Consider the following 14,033-nt stretch of genomic DNA (forward strand, 5'->3'; position numbering starts at 1 on the left):
TGGATTTGCCAACACCGAACTAAATGTGGGAGGGGGCTTGCCCCCGATAGCAGAGTGTCAGTCGATGTATTCGGCGACTGACACTCCCTCATCGGGGGCAAGCCCCCTCCCACAGTGGATCTGCATAGGCCTGTCAGATGGCGGCGAAACGCTTGTCCAGGTAATCGATGATCGCCTTGGTTGCCGGGGATCTTGCGCGGCGGTGTGACCCGCTCGCTGGCGCTGGATGCCCGTGGCAAATGCCTGGGTTCTGCGTTACTGGATCTGGACCTGGATTTGCCAACACCGAACTAAATGTGGGAGGGGGCTTGCCCCCGATAGCAGAGTGTCAGTCGATGTATTCGGCGACTGACACTCCCTCATCGGGGGCAAGCCCCCTCCCACAGTGGAAATGCGCAGGTCTGTCAGATGGCAGCGAAACGCTTGTCCAGGTAATCGATGATCGCCTTGGAGTCATACATCCAGGTGGTCTGGCCATTCTCTTCGATGCGCAGGCACGGCACTTTGATCTTGCCGCCTTGCTCCAGCAGGGCCTGGCGATCCTGTTCGTTGTTCTTCGCATCCTTCAACGCTACCGGCACATTCAGGCGATGCAGGGTACGACGGGTCTTCACGCAGAACGGGCAAGCGTGGAACTGATACAGGGTCAGTTCTTTGGCAGCCGCGTTGACCTGCGCCTGCTGTTCGGCGGGGCGCTGCTTTTTGCGTGGGCGGGTAATGAAGTCGCCCGCGATGATGACGTGGCCGAGGCCCACTCGAAGTGCTTTGACGAACATGGCTGAAACCTCTTGCCCAGAACAGAGGGCCGCATCTTACTTGATTTACGGGGGCGAAAAAAAACCGGCGATGAACGCCGGCTTTTTCCTACCCAGCCGATTACTTGATCAGGCTGAGGAACTCGCTGCGGGTCGCCGCGTTTTCGCGGAACTCACCCAGCATCACCGAGGTGATCATCGACGAATTCTGTTTCTCCACACCGCGCATCATCATGCACATGTGCTTGGCTTCGATCACCACGGCCACGCCCAGCGCGCCGGTCACTTGCATCACGGCATCGGCGATCTGGCGGCTGAGGTTTTCCTGGATCTGCAGGCGGCGCGCATACATGTCGACAATCCGTGCGACCTTTGACAGGCCCAGTACTTTGCCGCTCGGGATATACGCGACGTGGGCCTTGCCGATAAACGGCAGCAGATGGTGTTCGCACAGCGAGTACAACTCGATGTCCTTGACCAGCACCATTTCGCTGTTGTCGGAGCTGAACAAGGCACCGTTGGTGACTTCTTCCAGTGTCTGTTCATAGCCGCGGCAAAGGTACTGCATCGCCTTGGCGGCACGCTTTGGCGTGTCGAGCAGGCCCTCGCGGGTAACGTCCTCGCCGAGTTGGCCGAGGATCGCGGTGTAATTCTGTTCCAGGGACATGAAACTACCTGTGGGATTTTCGCAAAGCGCAAGGGTACGGTGGCCGACACATCGCTGCAAGCCTGACGATGGCACTTGTTACTCGTCGCGCCCTTCCATCATGGTGCGCTTGAGCATCACGTACACCGCTCCCGCGCCACCATGGCGGGCCTGGCAAGAGGTAAAGCCGAGCACCTGGGCATGCTGGCGCAGCCAGGTGTTGACGTGGCTCTTGATCATCGGCCGCTTGCCGTCCAGGCGCACGGCCTTGCCGTGGGTGACGCGCACGCAGCGGATTTCGAACTTGGTGGCTTCGGCGAGGAATGCCCAGAGGGTTTCCCGGGCTTTTTCCACATTCATACCGTGCAGGTCGAGGCTGCCTTCGAACGGAATCTGGCCAACCTTGAGCTTGCGCATCTGGCTTTCCTGCACGCCGTCGCGGGCCCACATCAACTCGTCTTCGGGGCCGACGTCGATGACGAACTGGTCCGACAGGCCGTCCACGGTGGTGGCATCGGTGCGCACGGTCGCGGCCTGGCGCAGCTTGGCGATCTGCGCCCGATCAGTCTTGGGTTTGCCGGTCTCGGCGCGGTCGTGCTTGATCGGCTTGACGCCGCGCAGCTCGTTTTTGAACAGGGAAAAATCGTCGTCTTGCATGTCAGCCTCCGCGAGGGGCGGGCAGTTTACCTAAATCGCGGCGGCCGGGGCGTAGGAAACGCTATCCAAACGCCATCAGTCGTGTTTTTTCATCAAGTGCGAGGCGATGTTCAGCTCCAATGGCTGGTGCATCCGGCGCCGGCTACGGCGCCACAACCACACGCCGAACCACAGCACCAACAGGCCGATCACCAACAGAATCGCCGAGCCGCCGGGGCTGGTATTCAGTTCGCCCAGCGCCGGGGAATGTCCCGACAAACCAGCGCCGCCGGCGACCGCCAGCAGCACACCTATTATCGCCAGCAGCGCGGCAATGCCGGTTGCCAGGCGCAGACGCCAGTTGCTCCGGCCCTTGGGGCGCAAGCGACGAGCATCAAAACCATCGGATATCTTCATTCCGACCTTTCCTCCAGGGTATCGGCCCTTCGACCGGAAGATACACAGGTTGTTCCGGTGCCAGAGGTAATTGCAGCAAATGACAGGCATTTGCAGATGAGCGGGGCCTCGAATCGGCCGCGCCGCTCATCCCAGGGCAATCAGATCAGGTCTTTGGTCAAGGCGAGGGTAGCGAAGTTGTCGGCCATGATGGCCATTTCGGTTTGTTGCACGTGCTCGGCACTCAGGACGCCGCCCTTGTACGGCAGGTCGCGGGTGGCGCAGGCGTCTTCCACCAGGGTGCAACGAAAGCCCAGGTTCTTGGCGGCGCGCACGGTGGTGCTGACGCTGGAGTGGCTCATGAAACCGCAGACGATCAGGTCCAGAGGACCGAGGTCCTGCAGGTGTTTTTCCAGGCCGGTGCCGTGGAACGCGCTGGGCAGCAGTTTACCGATGATGGTTTCGTCGCCCATAGGCTCCAGGCCGGGAATGAACTCGCCGCGCTCGCCTTGCGGGTCAAACAGGCCGCCCACGGTGCCCAGGTGGCGCACATGCACAATCGGGCGACCGGCGTTGCGCGCCGCGGCGACCAGTTGCTTGATATTGCCGACCGCCGCGTCCATGCCCGTGAGGGCGAGTGGACCGCTGAGGTATTCCTTCTGCGCATCGATGATCACGAGGGTCGCATGGCTGAGATTGGCCGCCGCGTAACCTCGACCGCTGATTTGAAACATCGTCTTTGGAACGGACATTCTGGGGGCTCCTGTGAGGGGGGCTTTTGCGCCATTGTCCACTGGCTGAGCGGTTCTGTGAATCGCTACCATCGTAAGCTACGCCGTTGCTGGCGTGCAGCCATGTCAAGAGGTGCGCTTGTTTGACGCGATGATGGCAAATTGGATGAAATCCGACATACGGCTGAGGCTTTTCGTACATCGTCGCTACAGACGAAGGCTGTTAGAATCGCCAGTCGTTTTTTCCAGGAGTCTGCCCCCGTGATCACTTCCCGCCTGCGCACCTTGCGCGACCATATCCGTTGGGCTGTCAGCCGTTTCCATGGGGAAGAGCTGTTTTTCGGGCATGGTACCGACAATGCCTGGGACGACGCCCGGCAATTGGTGCTCGGCGCCTTGCATCTGCCCTGGGAAATCGCCGACGGCTACCTCGATTGCAACCTGGAAGAAGAGGAAGTTGCCCACCTGCAACGGCTGCTCCACCGTCGCATCCATGAGCGGGTGCCGACAGCCTACCTGATTGGCGAAGCCTGGTTCTGCGGCATGTCGTTTATCGTTGACGAGCGCGTGCTGATCCCGCGCTCACCGATCAGCGAACTGATCGAAAACCGCTTCGAACCCTGGCTGGACCAGCCGCCGGCACGCATTCTTGACCTGTGTACCGGCTCTGGTTGCATCGGCATCGCCTGTGCCTACGAGTTCCAGGACGCCGAAGTGGTGTTGGGGGACGTGTCGTTTGAAGCGTTGGAAGTGGCCAACCAGAACATTGAGCGCCATGGCGCCGACGAGCGTGTGTATACCGTGCAGGGCGATGGCTTTGATGGTTTGCCAGGCCAGCGCTTCGATTTGATCGTGTCCAACCCACCGTATGTGGACGCCGAAGACTTTGCCGACATGCCGGACGAGTACCAGCACGAACCGGAACTGGGCCTGGCCTGCGGCGACGATGGCTTGAACCTGGTACGGCGGATGCTGGCCGAAGCGGCGGACCACCTGACCGAGAAGGGCTTGTTGATCGTCGAAGTGGGCAACAGCCAGGTGCATGTCGAGGCGCTGTACCCGGAAGTGGACTTCGCCTGGCTGGAGTTCCAGCGCGGTGGGCACGGGGTGTTCATGCTCACGGCGGAGCAGTGCCGCAACCATCAGGCGGTATTTGCCGCCAGGGTTTAACCGACCTCGCTGATAACGGTGGAAGGGGGCTTGCCCCCGATGAGGGCGTGTCAGTCACTGAATGCATTGACTGATGCACCGCTATCGGGAGCAAGCCCCTCCCACATCACCGGTGGGTGGCAATCCAGATCAACAACCCGGCCTGAAACACGGTAAACGCCACCAGACAGGTGATGGTGAAGCGCAGCCCGCTGTCCTCACGCTTGAACTTGGTGACCTTTTCCTCTTCCTTGCGCAGCTTCACTTCCTGCTCCATCAGGTTCTGCTCGGCCTGTTGCAGCATTTGCGCGGCTTCAAGGATTTCCACGAACTGCACTTTCTCGGTGTTCCAGCTATCGAGCACGTCGCTGACCTTGCCGGGCTGCACGTTGCCCTTCAGATGCTGCACGTCGGCGTAGGCCACATCAAAACCCTGGATACGCAAGAAATGATCGCGGCGCAGGCGTGTGGCTTCGTTTAGGGCGTCCTTGTTGGACAGGTCCACACCGTCGACGCGGTAGTGCGACCACTTCTTCTTCGCCCACGCGGCACCTTGGGCGACCAGGAAGCGGCCGATGCCACGGTTGGCCGGTTCGATTTCGAGGCTATTGCCCGGGCCGAAATGCACACGGTGTTTATCGTGATCGACCCAGATGTCCAGGTGATTCTGCTCGCGGCGCACCCGTTGGCCCGGCAACTGGATGACCATACGCAGCAGGCTGTGATGGTGGTCATGGCGCTCGACATAGCCAAATTGCACAAACCGCAAAGGCCGTACCCCTGTGGCGCGGTCGATGGTCAGAGGCGCCAGACGCAGCATTTTGAAATGTTCGGCCTGCACGTCCGCCCACGGCAGGGGCGTCGCGTCGACGACCTCGGTGTCTTCCGCCGGGGTGTCGGCGGTAGGTTCTGGTGTTGCTTCGGTGTTAGTCATGCGGCGCGATCCTGTCCAAGCCCAGCCAGTCGACAGGCTTTTTGCTGTCGACGTTGGGCTTATCGGCCGTTTTTCCCAGTACTGGAGGCAATTAGTCGGTTAACGGGGTTGAAGTCCGTCGATAAAGCGCACCAGGCGGGTTCCCAGCTCGGCGGCGAGGGGTAATTGCGGGTCGTTGTACGACTCCAACTGTTGCTTCACCTCATTGGGCACGATGCGCATCACATGGTTCATGCCTTCGATCACCGTCAGTTCGGCATCGGGCTTGGCGTTCTTCAATTGCCGGGCATCGCCCACACCCACCTGGAAATCGTTGGTGCCCTGGATGATCAGTGCCGGCATGCGCAACTTGGCAAAGGCGGCCGAGGGATCGGCGCGAAACAGGCTGATCAGATACGGCTGCACGCTGGGTCGGAAAATGCCCAGCAGTGGGTCAGGCACATCGGCATCTACTTGGCCTGCCTTGAGGTGGTCGAGGATTTCATTGCTGCGCAACTGCAGGGCCGGGGGGAGATGACCGGCCAGTTGCTGGCGGATCACCTGATCGACCGGACGGGCGCTGCCGGACAGGGAAATCACCCCGGCCGGGTCGAGTTGCGGTGCCGCCAGCGCAGCCACCAGCGCGCCTTCGCTATGGCCCAGCACGATCAGCGGGCCCATGCGCTTGTCGGCTTTGAGCAGCTTGCCCCAGGCCACGGCGTCGGCCACGTAGGCGTCGAGGGTCAGGTTGCGTTCATCGGGGGTGGCGGCCAGGCTGGCCGCCACGCCGCGTTTGTCGTAGCGCACGCTGGCGATGTTATGCCGAGCCAGCACCCAGGCCAGGCGCTTGAGACTGTCGTTGCGCGCGCCGTCGGCACTGTTGCCGTTGCGGTCGGTCGGGCCGGAGCCGGCAATGATCAGCACCACCGGCACCGGTTTGTCGGACTGCGGCAGCAGCAGCGAGCCGAACAGCTCGCCGTTGCCGGTGTCGAGGCTGATGGGCCGTTGCAACACCACGGGGGACGCCGCATGGGTTACGGCAGTGAACAGGGAGAGGGTAAACAGCAAAACTCGAAACATCATCGCGCCATCATTCAGGAGGTGCCGGTTCGACCAACGTCTACCGGTAAGGTTTCGAGGATGAACTAGTCGGTTGGCCCGCGTATACTGGCGAGCTTGGTTATCACTGCTGAGTGATTACAACTGATTTCACGGAGCGCCCTGCATGTCCGGCAATACCTTCGGCAAGCTGTTCACTGTCACCACCGCGGGCGAAAGCCATGGCCCGGCGTTGGTCGCCATTGTCGACGGCTGCCCGCCCGGCCTCGAGCTGTCCCTGGAAGACCTGCAGCGTGACCTCGACCGCCGCAAGCCCGGCACCAGCCGCCACACCACGCAGCGCCAGGAACCCGATGAAGTCGAGATACTCTCCGGCGTGTTCGAAGGTCGCACCACCGGCTGTGCCATCGGCCTGCTGATCCGCAACACCGACCAGAAGTCCAAGGACTACTCGGCGATCAAGGACCTGTTCCGCCCGGCCCACGCGGACTACACCTACCACCACAAATACGGCGAACGCGACTACCGTGGCGGCGGCCGTAGCTCGGCCCGCGAAACCGCGATGCGCGTGGCCGCCGGTGCCATCGCCAAGAAATACCTGGCGACCCAGGGCATCGTTATCCGTGGCTACATGAGCCAGCTGGGCCCGATCGAAATCCCGTTCAAGACCTGGGACAGCGTCGATGACAACGCCTTTTTCTGCCCGGACCCGGACAAAGTGCCTGAGCTGGAAGCCTATATGGACCAGTTGCGCCGCGACCAGGATTCGGTCGGGGCGAAAATCACCGTGGTCGCCGAGGGCGTGAAACCAGGCCTCGGCGAGCCGATCTTCGACCGCCTGGACGCTGAACTGGCCCACGCGCTGATGAGCATCAACGCCGTCAAAGGCGTTGAAATCGGCGCCGGGTTCGCCTGCGTGTCCCAGCGCGGCACCGAGCATCGCGATGAACTGACCCCGCAGGGCTTCCTCAGCAACAATGCGGGCGGCATCCTCGGCGGTATTTCCTCCGGTCAGCCGATCGTTGCGCACCTGGCGCTCAAGGCCACGTCGAGCATCACCACTCCGGGCCGTTCGATCGATGTATATGGCAACCCGGTGGACGTGATCACCAAGGGCCGCCACGACCCGTGCGTCGGCATCCGTGCCACGCCGATCGCCGAAGCGATGATGGCCATCGTGTTGATGGATCACCTGCTGCGCAACCGTGGGCAAAACGCCGATGTGCGCGTGAGTACCCCGGTGCTGGGCCAGCTGTGACGGTGTATGGCGAGCGAGTTTGCTCGCGTGGGGCCGCGAAGCGGCCCCTTGCATGACGCCAGCCCTCCCGTACTGGCGACTCTCCAGCTTCTACCTCTTCTACTTCGCCCTGCTGGGGGCGACGGCGCCATTCCTGGCGCTGTACTTCGATCACCTGGGGTTCTCCAGCGCGCGTATCGGCGAGCTGGTGGCCATCCCCATGCTGATGCGCTGCGTGGCCCCCAATCTGTGGGGCTGGCTGGGCGACTACACCGGCCGACGCCTGGCCATCGTGCGCGTTGGTGCGGTATGTACCCTGGTGAGTTTTGCGCTGATTTTCGTCAGCAAGACCTACGCCTGGCTGGCCCTGGTCATGGGCCTGCATGCGTTTTTCTGGCATGCGGTGCTGCCGCAGTTTGAAGTGATCACCCTGGCCCACCTGCACCAGCAGACCTCGCGCTATAGCCAGATCCGCCTGTGGGGCTCCATCGGGTTCATCCTCACGGTGGTGATCATGGGCCGCCTGTTCGACTGGCTGAGCCTGGATATTTACCCGGTGGTGGTCGTGGTGATCATGGCCGGCATCATCGCTGCCAGCCTGTGGGTGCCGAACGCGCAGCCCGCGAACCACGGCCCTCGCTTGGCCGGCGAAGGCTTCCTCAAGCAGTTGCGCAGCCCCGGCGTCCTGGCGTTTTATGCCTGCGTGGCGTTGATGCAAATGAGCCATGGGCCGTATTACACCTTTCTCACCCTGCACCTGGAACACTTGGGCTACAGCCGTGGTGTGATCGGCATGCTGTGGGCCCTCGGGGTGGTGGCGGAAGTGTTGATGTTCCTGGGCATGAGCCGCATCCTCACGCGCTTTTCGCTGCGCCGGGTGTTAATGGCGAGTTTCCTGTTGGCGGCGCTGCGCTGGTTGTTGTTGGGCGCGTTCGCTGAGTTTTTCTGGGTGCTGCTGTTGGCGCAGGTGATGCACGCGGCCACCTTCGGCAGCTTTCATGCGGCGGCGATTGCCTTTGTGCAGCGCAGCTTCGGCGCCCGCCAGCAAGGCCAGGGCCAGGCGTTATACGCGGCCTTGGCCGGCACGGGCGGCGCGCTGGGTGCGTTGTATGCCGGTTACAGCTGGAACCTGTTGGGGCCGACCCTGACCTTCAGTATCGCCAGCGTTGCGGCCCTGGCCGCCGCCCTTATCATCGGCTTTCGATTGCACGAGCAGAACCAAGGAACTGTCCTATGAGTTATGTAGCTGTTTACCACGTCGCCACACCGGACACCCCGAACAAAGTCCTGACCCACTTCGAGGATGTCGTGTCGACCCTGGCCGAGCATGGCGTGCGATTCGAGCGCTGGCAGCCCGGCATTATTGAAAAAGGCGCGAACGACGCCGCCATGATCGCGGCGTACCGGCCGCAGATCGACGCCCTCGGCTATGCCTGCGTCGACGTGCTGCGTGTCCCCGGCGATCCTGCGCAGAAGGCGGCATTGCGCGATCAGTTCCTCGCCGAGCGCCGTTGCAGCGAAGATGACGTGCGCTTTTTCATCGCCGGCCAAGGCCTGTTTGCCTTGCACATTGGCGACTATGTGTACGGCGTGCGCTGTGAGAAAAATGACCTGCTGGTGATCCCGGCCGGCATGCCTCATTGGTTCGATATGGGCGAGAACCCACATTTTGTGATGTTGCGCCTGTCGCATACGGCAAGCGGCGGGGTGCCTGAGTTCAGCGGGGACGATATCGCTGCCGGTTTTCCGGGGATGGATGACTAGTCTTAATCGACTTGAATGTTCAACCCCGGCAAGTTGGAATTTGTTGTGGGAAGTGGCTTATTTATCTGTAAGGCCTGGCTGTTTATCACCGGCCTTACGCTCTAACGCTCTGCATTATGTAACTCTCCCCGGTCTCAATGTTTATATCGCCTGTCAATAGGAGGAATCCGAAAGGCGATAAGCATCAGCCAATAAGAAGGAGAGAAAGCGATGAGTGATCCAGAAGCGTCAGGCGCGCCGTTGAGCGTGCCCACCGATGTCAGAAAACGCTTGGCCCTGTCCGGCAAGCCTCTGACCCCGACCGAATTGGAGATCTTGCGCTGGGCCTCCGAAGGCAAGACGATCTGGGAAATCAGCCGGATTCGTGAAACGTCCCAAGCCGCGGTGAAATTCCACCTACGTAACATCTACGGCAAGTTACACGTCAACAATCGTGTACAAGCGATGAATGAAGCTGCCCGCCTGGGCCTGTGTTGAGTTCATAAAAAAGGGCCGCGACGCTGAATGGCGTCGCGGCCCTTTTTTATGTGTGGCTTATGCCGAGTGGTAAGTCGGCAGGGCAAAGCGGTTCTGGCTTTGCAGCATCGAAATTTGCGGCAGGTCGCTGGCTTGTTCGGCCAGGTCGCGGCGAATGGCGCTGATTACCCAGGTGAGTTGATCGGCCGTGTGCAATTGCTGGTAGGAGATCGAACGCTTGACCTGCTTACCTTCGCTGTTGCGCAGGGTCAGCAGGATACCTCCGTCCGGGCGTGGCTGAGTGGTGACGTCGTATTGGGAGAATACTGAGGCGAATTTATCTTGGATCAGGCTCATGTCTATCAGCTCCGTTGGCTCAAGTTGGCAAGCATGGAGTGATAGGTGCAGTGATTGTGCCATCTTACAAATTTATAATAAGTCTTTTAAAATTAATGAGTTGTGAAAAATATGGATTTTTGATTTCGTGCAATTTGCATGAGTGGCCATCATGCATCCTGCATTTTGCGCTATTCGATCCGGCCAGGCGGGCGCATCGTTACTCATAAGGACTGTGGATGTGTCGCTAAATTCCCTGTTTGTCGGTTGCCTGTTGCCGGCCTGGGATACAAAACATTTCAAATCCCGCGTGTACAGCCGAAGAACGGCTGGCGTATTTTCCCGTGAGCATTTGGCTTGCTGCCTACAAAAGTGCCGGAGCTTCTGGCCTCCACGAAGAATAAGAAAAAGGACGTTCCTCTATGAACCCTCCGCAAAACGACATGATTACCTGGCGCATGCTGCTGCGTAAGGTGCCCGCCATCGTCCGGGCCTTGCCTCGGGTGGTCCGCGGCATGCGTGCCGCCAATGTCACCGACCCCGCGCAGCCCTGTGGCCTGGGCTGGCATTTCGAGCAAGCAGCCTTGCGCAACCCTGACGGTGCTGCGTTGTTGTATGGCGACAGCGTGCTTAGTTACCGCGACGCCAATCAGCGTGCGAACCGCATCGCCCACCACTTGCACAGCCAGGGCATCCGCAAGGGCGATGTAGTGGCGTTGTTTATTGAAAATCGCCCAGAATTGCTGCTCAACGTGCTGGCCGTGGCCAAGCTGGGCGGCATCTGCGCCATGCTCAATACCGCGCAAACCCAGGCGGCGCTGGTTCACAGCCTGAATCTGGTCAACCCGGTGGCGATTGTGGTGGGGGCGGAATTGGTGGCGGCCTACACGGCGGTGCGCGAGCAAGTGGCGATCGAGACGGGCCGCACCTGGTTTGTCGCGGATCAGCACAGCAGCGCCGTGCCTGCTGGCTATGTCGACCTGATGGCCGCCAGCGCCGAGTGCGCGGCGGATAACCCGGCCAGCTCCCAGCAGATATTTTTCAACGACCCGTGCTTCTATATCTACACCTCCGGCACCACCGGCTTGCCCAAGGCCGGCATCATGAAACATGGCCGCTGGACCAAAACCGCCGTCAGCTTCGGCAGTATCGCCCTCGACATGGGCCCCGCCGACGTCCTGTATTGCACCTTGCCGCTGTACCACGCCACTGGCCTTTGCGTGTGCTGGGGCTCGGCGATTGTCGGCGCGTCGGGGTTCGCGATTCGCCGCAAATTCAGCGCCAGCCAGTTCTGGGACGATGTGCGCAAGTTCAACGCCACCACCCTCGGTTATGTCGGTGAGCTGTGCCGTTACCTGCTCGACCAACCCGCCAACGTCCAGGATCGTGACAACCGCGTGACCAAGATGGTCGGCAATGGCCTGCGGCCCGGCGTATGGGCGCAGTTCAAGCAACGCTTTGGCGTCGAGCATATCTGTGAGCTGTATGCCGCGAGTGACGGCAATATCGGCTTCACCAATGTGTTGAATTTCGACAACACCATCGGCTTCTGCCTGCAGCACTGGGCGCTTGTGGACTACGCCCACGACAGCGGTGAGCCACTGCGTGGCGCCGATGGTTTCATGCGCAAGGTGCAAACGGGCGGGCAGGGCCTGTTGCTGGCCAGGATCGATGAAAAGGCGCCGTTCGACGGCTACACCGACCCAGAAAAGAACCGCAAGGTGGTGCTGACCGACGTGTTCGAAAAGGGCGACCGTTACTTCAATACCGGCGATCTGCTGCGCAGCATCGGTTTTGGCCATGCGCAATTTGTCGATCGCCTGGGGGATACCTATCGCTGGAAAGGTGAAAACGTCTCCACCACCGAGGTTGAGAACATCCTGCTGCAACACCCGCAGATCGCCGAAGTGGTGGCCTACGGTGTCGAGATCGAAAACACCAATGGCCGCGCCGGCATGGTCGCCATCACCCCCAGCGAATCCCTGGCCGCCCTGGATATGCGCGAGTTGTTGCAATTCGCCCATGGCCAGTTGCCGCACTATGCGGTGCCGCTGTTCCTGCGGATCAAGATGAAGATGGAGACGACGGGCACGTTCAAGTACCAGAAAGTGCGGCTCAAGGAGGAGGCGTTCGACCCGGACAAGGCGGGCACCGACCCGGTGTACGCCTGGTTGCCCGGTTCGGACAGTTACGTGCCCGTCACCGTCCAGTTGCTCGCGCAGATCCAGGGCGGTCAGTTCCGCTATTGATTCTGCCTATGGCCGCTTTCGACAAAAAAACCATGACAGTGGGGAACTCCCTCGCGACACTGGGCGCCTACTCTTCAGTACCCCAAGCCTTACCAGACAAGGAGCCCCCACATGTCGGACCACGCCAAACAAATGACTGACGACGAAGCCGCCGAATTTGCCGAACAGGTCTTCGACGTCGCGCGCAGAGGCGATGCCGCCCTGATGGCCGCGCTGCTGGCCAAGGGCTTGCCAGCCAACCTGCGTAACCACAATGGTGACACCTTGCTGATGCTGGCCGCTTATCACGGCCACGCCGACGCGGTAAAAGTGCTGCTGGAATTCAAGGCTGATCCGCAGATCGCCAATGACAAGCATCAACTGCCGATGGCCGGTGCGGCGTTCAAGGGCCATTTGCCCGTGGTCAAGGCGCTGATAGAAGGCGGCGCGCCGGTTGACGCGTCATCCTCGGACGGGCGCACGGCGTTGATGATGGCGGCGATGTTCAACCGCGTCGAAATGCTCGACTACCTGCTCAGCCAGGGCGCCAACCCCAAGGCTATCGACGCCCAGGGCGCCACCGCATTGGCAGCGGCACAGACCATGGGCGCGGTGGATACGGCGGCGCAGTTGCAGAAACTGGTGTAGGCTACGCGCCCTCAAAAACCAGCCCGCCACAGGACCCTTTCATGAAAAACGCCCTCGTCGAACTCATCCGTAAAATCAGCGCCGGCGTCATGGGCGACGACGAGGTGGCGCGCATCGCCGAGGAAGCGGCGCAGGCCTACGCCGACCCTGTGGCGTTTCTGGCGGCAAACCCGGACATCAACTACGACGATACGTTCTCGATTCCGTTGGGCGAGTGGGTAGTGGTCGGCAGCCTGCCGGACACCGTGCTGTTCCAGGCCGACACCTATGGCGACCTGTTTGCGCAGATCGTTGCATCGTTTGGTCCCGGCGTGGCGTTTAACCTCAAGCCCAAGCAACTGGCCAAGACCGAAGCCCTTACCGCGCTCAATCGCATCCAGATCCAGATGAGTGCGCTCAGCCCGGAAGACGGTGGTTATGTGTTGCTGAACCTCAGCCAGCCACTGGATGACGAGATCCAGGCCGTGCTGGTGTACGGCAACGACCTGCCGCGCGTGCTGGAACTGTGCGCCGAAGTTGGCATCAAGGGCGAGCCGTCCCTGGAAGCGCTGCGGGTCGCGGTCCACGTCTGAAATAAAACGGAACCGCAGCCAGGGCTGGCTATCCTACAAGGGCATGCCCTCACTTAGGAGCGACACCATGGGTTCCACTTTCAACGGTCTGGTCGGGTTGATCATCCTCGCGCTGGATATCTGGGCGATCATCAATGTGTTCAAAAGTGGCGCAAGCACCGGTGCCAAGGTGCTGTGGATTCTGTTGATCCTGCTGCTGCCGGTACTGGGCCTGATCATCTGGGCGATCGCCGGGCCACGGGGCAACATGCGCTTCTGAGCGCCAGCTTCACTCAAGCTGAAGCGGGCACGGAAAATGTGGGAGGGGGCTTGCCCCCGATAGCGGTGTATCAGTCCTTACAACAGTGGCTGAACCACCGCTATCGGGGGCAAGCCCTCTCCCACAATGGTTTCAGCGAATACCTTAATATTGTGTGTCGAAATATTCGCTGTACGAAATTTTCACATCTCATCCAAGACAATTCGCCGGCTTTATCTCCCGGCGACGGCTCTATCTCACGCGCCGTC

Annotated in this window: 17 protein-coding genes and 1 pseudogene; 10 read left to right on the forward strand and 8 right to left on the reverse strand. The window is 60.8% G+C overall.

The features are described from left to right. Positions 1–180: 180 nt before the first annotated feature. A pseudogene (locus tag ACP7CJ_RS26065) lies at positions 181–294 on the forward strand (AtuA-related protein); the annotation flags it as partial. Positions 295–404: 110 nt separating this feature from the next. On the opposite strand, the gene ACP7CJ_RS26070 reads toward ACP7CJ_RS26065, so the two are convergent. The 5 genes from ACP7CJ_RS26070 to ACP7CJ_RS26090 form a co-directional block, all read right to left on the reverse strand. After that, entirely contained in the window at positions 405–776 is a 372-nt protein-coding gene (locus ACP7CJ_RS26070) for a glutathione S-transferase N-terminal domain-containing protein (protein ID WP_426102623.1), read from the reverse strand. A gap of 100 nt (positions 777–876) precedes the next feature. After that, positions 877–1,422, reverse strand: a complete 546-nt coding sequence (folE, locus tag ACP7CJ_RS26075; RefSeq protein ID WP_017845839.1) for a GTP cyclohydrolase I FolE — start codon at positions 1,420–1,422, stop codon at positions 877–879. 78 nt (positions 1,423–1,500) lie between these two features. Further along, entirely contained in the window at positions 1,501–2,058 is a 558-nt protein-coding gene (locus ACP7CJ_RS26080; RefSeq protein ID WP_198717284.1) for a Smr/MutS family protein, read from the reverse strand. A 75-nt stretch (positions 2,059–2,133) separates the two neighbouring features. After that, entirely contained in the window at positions 2,134–2,454 is a 321-nt protein-coding gene (locus ACP7CJ_RS26085; RefSeq protein WP_276194145.1) for a hypothetical protein, read from the reverse strand. Between the two features lie 140 nt (positions 2,455–2,594). After that, positions 2,595–3,185, reverse strand: a complete 591-nt coding sequence (locus ACP7CJ_RS26090; protein ID WP_198717286.1) for a cysteine hydrolase family protein — start codon at positions 3,183–3,185, stop codon at positions 2,595–2,597. A gap of 240 nt (positions 3,186–3,425) precedes the next feature. On the opposite strand from ACP7CJ_RS26090, the gene prmB reads away from it, so the two are divergent. Beyond that, a complete protein-coding gene (prmB, locus tag ACP7CJ_RS26095) occupies positions 3,426–4,334 on the forward strand; it encodes a 50S ribosomal protein L3 N(5)-glutamine methyltransferase (protein WP_276194144.1) in 909 nt (302 codons plus the stop codon). Between the two features lie 106 nt (positions 4,335–4,440). Here the strand turns inward: prmB and ACP7CJ_RS26100 are convergent, their stop codons facing one another. Both ACP7CJ_RS26100 and ACP7CJ_RS26105 read right to left on the reverse strand, forming a co-directional pair. After that, positions 4,441–5,247, reverse strand: coding sequence for a hypothetical protein (locus tag ACP7CJ_RS26100; protein WP_426102625.1), 807 nt, complete (start codon positions 5,245–5,247; stop codon positions 4,441–4,443). Between the two features lie 99 nt (positions 5,248–5,346). After that, the gene (locus ACP7CJ_RS26105) at positions 5,347–6,309 is read right to left on the reverse strand and encodes an alpha/beta hydrolase (protein ID WP_426102627.1); all 963 of its coding nucleotides are present in this window, start codon (positions 6,307–6,309) and stop codon (positions 5,347–5,349) included. Between the two features lie 142 nt (positions 6,310–6,451). On the opposite strand from ACP7CJ_RS26105, the gene aroC reads away from it, so the two are divergent. The 4 genes from aroC to ACP7CJ_RS26125 all read left to right on the forward strand — a co-directional run bounded on the left by aroC (position 6,452) and on the right by ACP7CJ_RS26125 (position 9,763). Further along, positions 6,452–7,543 (forward strand): chorismate synthase, encoded by a 1,092-nt coding sequence (aroC, locus tag ACP7CJ_RS26110; protein ID WP_276194141.1) that lies wholly within the window; start codon positions 6,452–6,454, stop codon positions 7,541–7,543. 52 nt (positions 7,544–7,595) lie between these two features. Then, positions 7,596–8,759 carry an MFS transporter gene (locus ACP7CJ_RS26115; RefSeq protein ID WP_426102629.1) on the forward strand — a complete coding sequence of 388 codons (1,164 nt, stop codon included), beginning with the start codon at positions 7,596–7,598 and terminating at the stop codon, positions 8,757–8,759. Further along, positions 8,756–9,286, forward strand: coding sequence for an acireductone dioxygenase (locus ACP7CJ_RS26120; RefSeq protein ID WP_276194139.1), 531 nt, complete (start codon positions 8,756–8,758; stop codon positions 9,284–9,286). The genes ACP7CJ_RS26115 and ACP7CJ_RS26120 overlap by 4 nt, the downstream gene beginning before the upstream one ends. Before the next feature lie 210 nt (positions 9,287–9,496). Then, the gene (locus tag ACP7CJ_RS26125; RefSeq protein WP_247404572.1) at positions 9,497–9,763 is read left to right on the forward strand and encodes a response regulator transcription factor; all 267 of its coding nucleotides are present in this window, start codon (positions 9,497–9,499) and stop codon (positions 9,761–9,763) included. Positions 9,764–9,820: 57 nt separating this feature from the next. On the opposite strand, the gene ACP7CJ_RS26130 is transcribed toward ACP7CJ_RS26125, so the two are convergent. Continuing rightward, positions 9,821–10,099: a DUF3509 domain-containing protein gene (locus tag ACP7CJ_RS26130; protein WP_048721059.1), complete on the reverse strand. Its 279-nt coding sequence runs from the start codon at positions 10,097–10,099 to the stop codon at positions 9,821–9,823. A gap of 401 nt (positions 10,100–10,500) precedes the next feature. Between ACP7CJ_RS26130 and ACP7CJ_RS26135 the strand changes: the two genes are divergently transcribed. The 4 genes from ACP7CJ_RS26135 (at position 10,501) to ACP7CJ_RS26150 (ending at position 13,785) form a co-directional block, all read left to right on the forward strand. Next, the gene (locus ACP7CJ_RS26135; RefSeq protein ID WP_426102631.1) at positions 10,501–12,327 is read left to right on the forward strand and encodes a long-chain-acyl-CoA synthetase; all 1,827 of its coding nucleotides are present in this window, start codon (positions 10,501–10,503) and stop codon (positions 12,325–12,327) included. A gap of 111 nt (positions 12,328–12,438) precedes the next feature. Next, complete coding sequence (locus ACP7CJ_RS26140; RefSeq protein WP_198717294.1) at positions 12,439–12,954, forward strand: ankyrin repeat domain-containing protein; 516 nt, start codon at positions 12,439–12,441, stop codon at positions 12,952–12,954. 41 nt (positions 12,955–12,995) lie between these two features. Beyond that, the gene (locus ACP7CJ_RS26145; RefSeq protein WP_276194137.1) at positions 12,996–13,526 is read left to right on the forward strand and encodes a hypothetical protein; all 531 of its coding nucleotides are present in this window, start codon (positions 12,996–12,998) and stop codon (positions 13,524–13,526) included. A gap of 67 nt (positions 13,527–13,593) precedes the next feature. Beyond that, positions 13,594–13,785, forward strand: coding sequence for a PLDc N-terminal domain-containing protein (locus tag ACP7CJ_RS26150; RefSeq protein ID WP_198717296.1), 192 nt, complete (start codon positions 13,594–13,596; stop codon positions 13,783–13,785). The last annotated feature ends 248 nt before the right edge of the window (positions 13,786–14,033 follow it).

The sequence above is a fragment of the Pseudomonas sp. PSPC3-2 genome (genome assembly GCF_049897085.1).
GTDB classification, from domain to species: Bacteria; Pseudomonadota; Gammaproteobacteria; order Pseudomonadales; family Pseudomonadaceae; genus Aquipseudomonas; species Aquipseudomonas paraveronii.

What these genes read in the sequence shown, in the direction of transcription:
- aroC (WP_276194141.1), top strand. Translation starts at nt 6,452, where the DNA reads ATGTCCGGCAATACCTTCGGCAAGCTGTTCACTGTCACCACCGCGGGC.
- ACP7CJ_RS26085 (WP_276194145.1), bottom strand. Translation starts at nt 2,454, where the DNA reads ATGAAGATATCCGATGGTTTTGATGCTCGTCGCTTGCGCCCCAAGGGC.
- ACP7CJ_RS26130 (WP_048721059.1), bottom strand. Translation starts at nt 10,099, where the DNA reads ATGAGCCTGATCCAAGATAAATTCGCCTCAGTATTCTCCCAATACGAC.
- ACP7CJ_RS26070 (WP_426102623.1), bottom strand. Translation starts at nt 776, where the DNA reads ATGTTCGTCAAAGCACTTCGAGTGGGCCTCGGCCACGTCATCATCGCG.
- ACP7CJ_RS26140 (WP_198717294.1), top strand. Translation starts at nt 12,439, where the DNA reads ATGTCGGACCACGCCAAACAAATGACTGACGACGAAGCCGCCGAATTT.
- ACP7CJ_RS26100 (WP_426102625.1), bottom strand. Translation starts at nt 5,247, where the DNA reads ATGACTAACACCGAAGCAACACCAGAACCTACCGCCGACACCCCGGCG.
- ACP7CJ_RS26150 (WP_198717296.1), top strand. Translation starts at nt 13,594, where the DNA reads ATGGGTTCCACTTTCAACGGTCTGGTCGGGTTGATCATCCTCGCGCTG.
- ACP7CJ_RS26080 (WP_198717284.1), bottom strand. Translation starts at nt 2,058, where the DNA reads ATGCAAGACGACGATTTTTCCCTGTTCAAAAACGAGCTGCGCGGCGTC.
- ACP7CJ_RS26135 (WP_426102631.1), top strand. Translation starts at nt 10,501, where the DNA reads ATGAACCCTCCGCAAAACGACATGATTACCTGGCGCATGCTGCTGCGT.
- ACP7CJ_RS26145 (WP_276194137.1), top strand. Translation starts at nt 12,996, where the DNA reads ATGAAAAACGCCCTCGTCGAACTCATCCGTAAAATCAGCGCCGGCGTC.
- ACP7CJ_RS26125 (WP_247404572.1), top strand. Translation starts at nt 9,497, where the DNA reads ATGAGTGATCCAGAAGCGTCAGGCGCGCCGTTGAGCGTGCCCACCGAT.
- ACP7CJ_RS26105 (WP_426102627.1), bottom strand. Translation starts at nt 6,309, where the DNA reads ATGATGTTTCGAGTTTTGCTGTTTACCCTCTCCCTGTTCACTGCCGTA.
- ACP7CJ_RS26115 (WP_426102629.1), top strand. Translation starts at nt 7,596, where the DNA reads ATGACGCCAGCCCTCCCGTACTGGCGACTCTCCAGCTTCTACCTCTTC.
- folE (WP_017845839.1), bottom strand. Translation starts at nt 1,422, where the DNA reads ATGTCCCTGGAACAGAATTACACCGCGATCCTCGGCCAACTCGGCGAG.
- ACP7CJ_RS26120 (WP_276194139.1), top strand. Translation starts at nt 8,756, where the DNA reads ATGAGTTATGTAGCTGTTTACCACGTCGCCACACCGGACACCCCGAAC.
- ACP7CJ_RS26090 (WP_198717286.1), bottom strand. Translation starts at nt 3,185, where the DNA reads ATGTCCGTTCCAAAGACGATGTTTCAAATCAGCGGTCGAGGTTACGCG.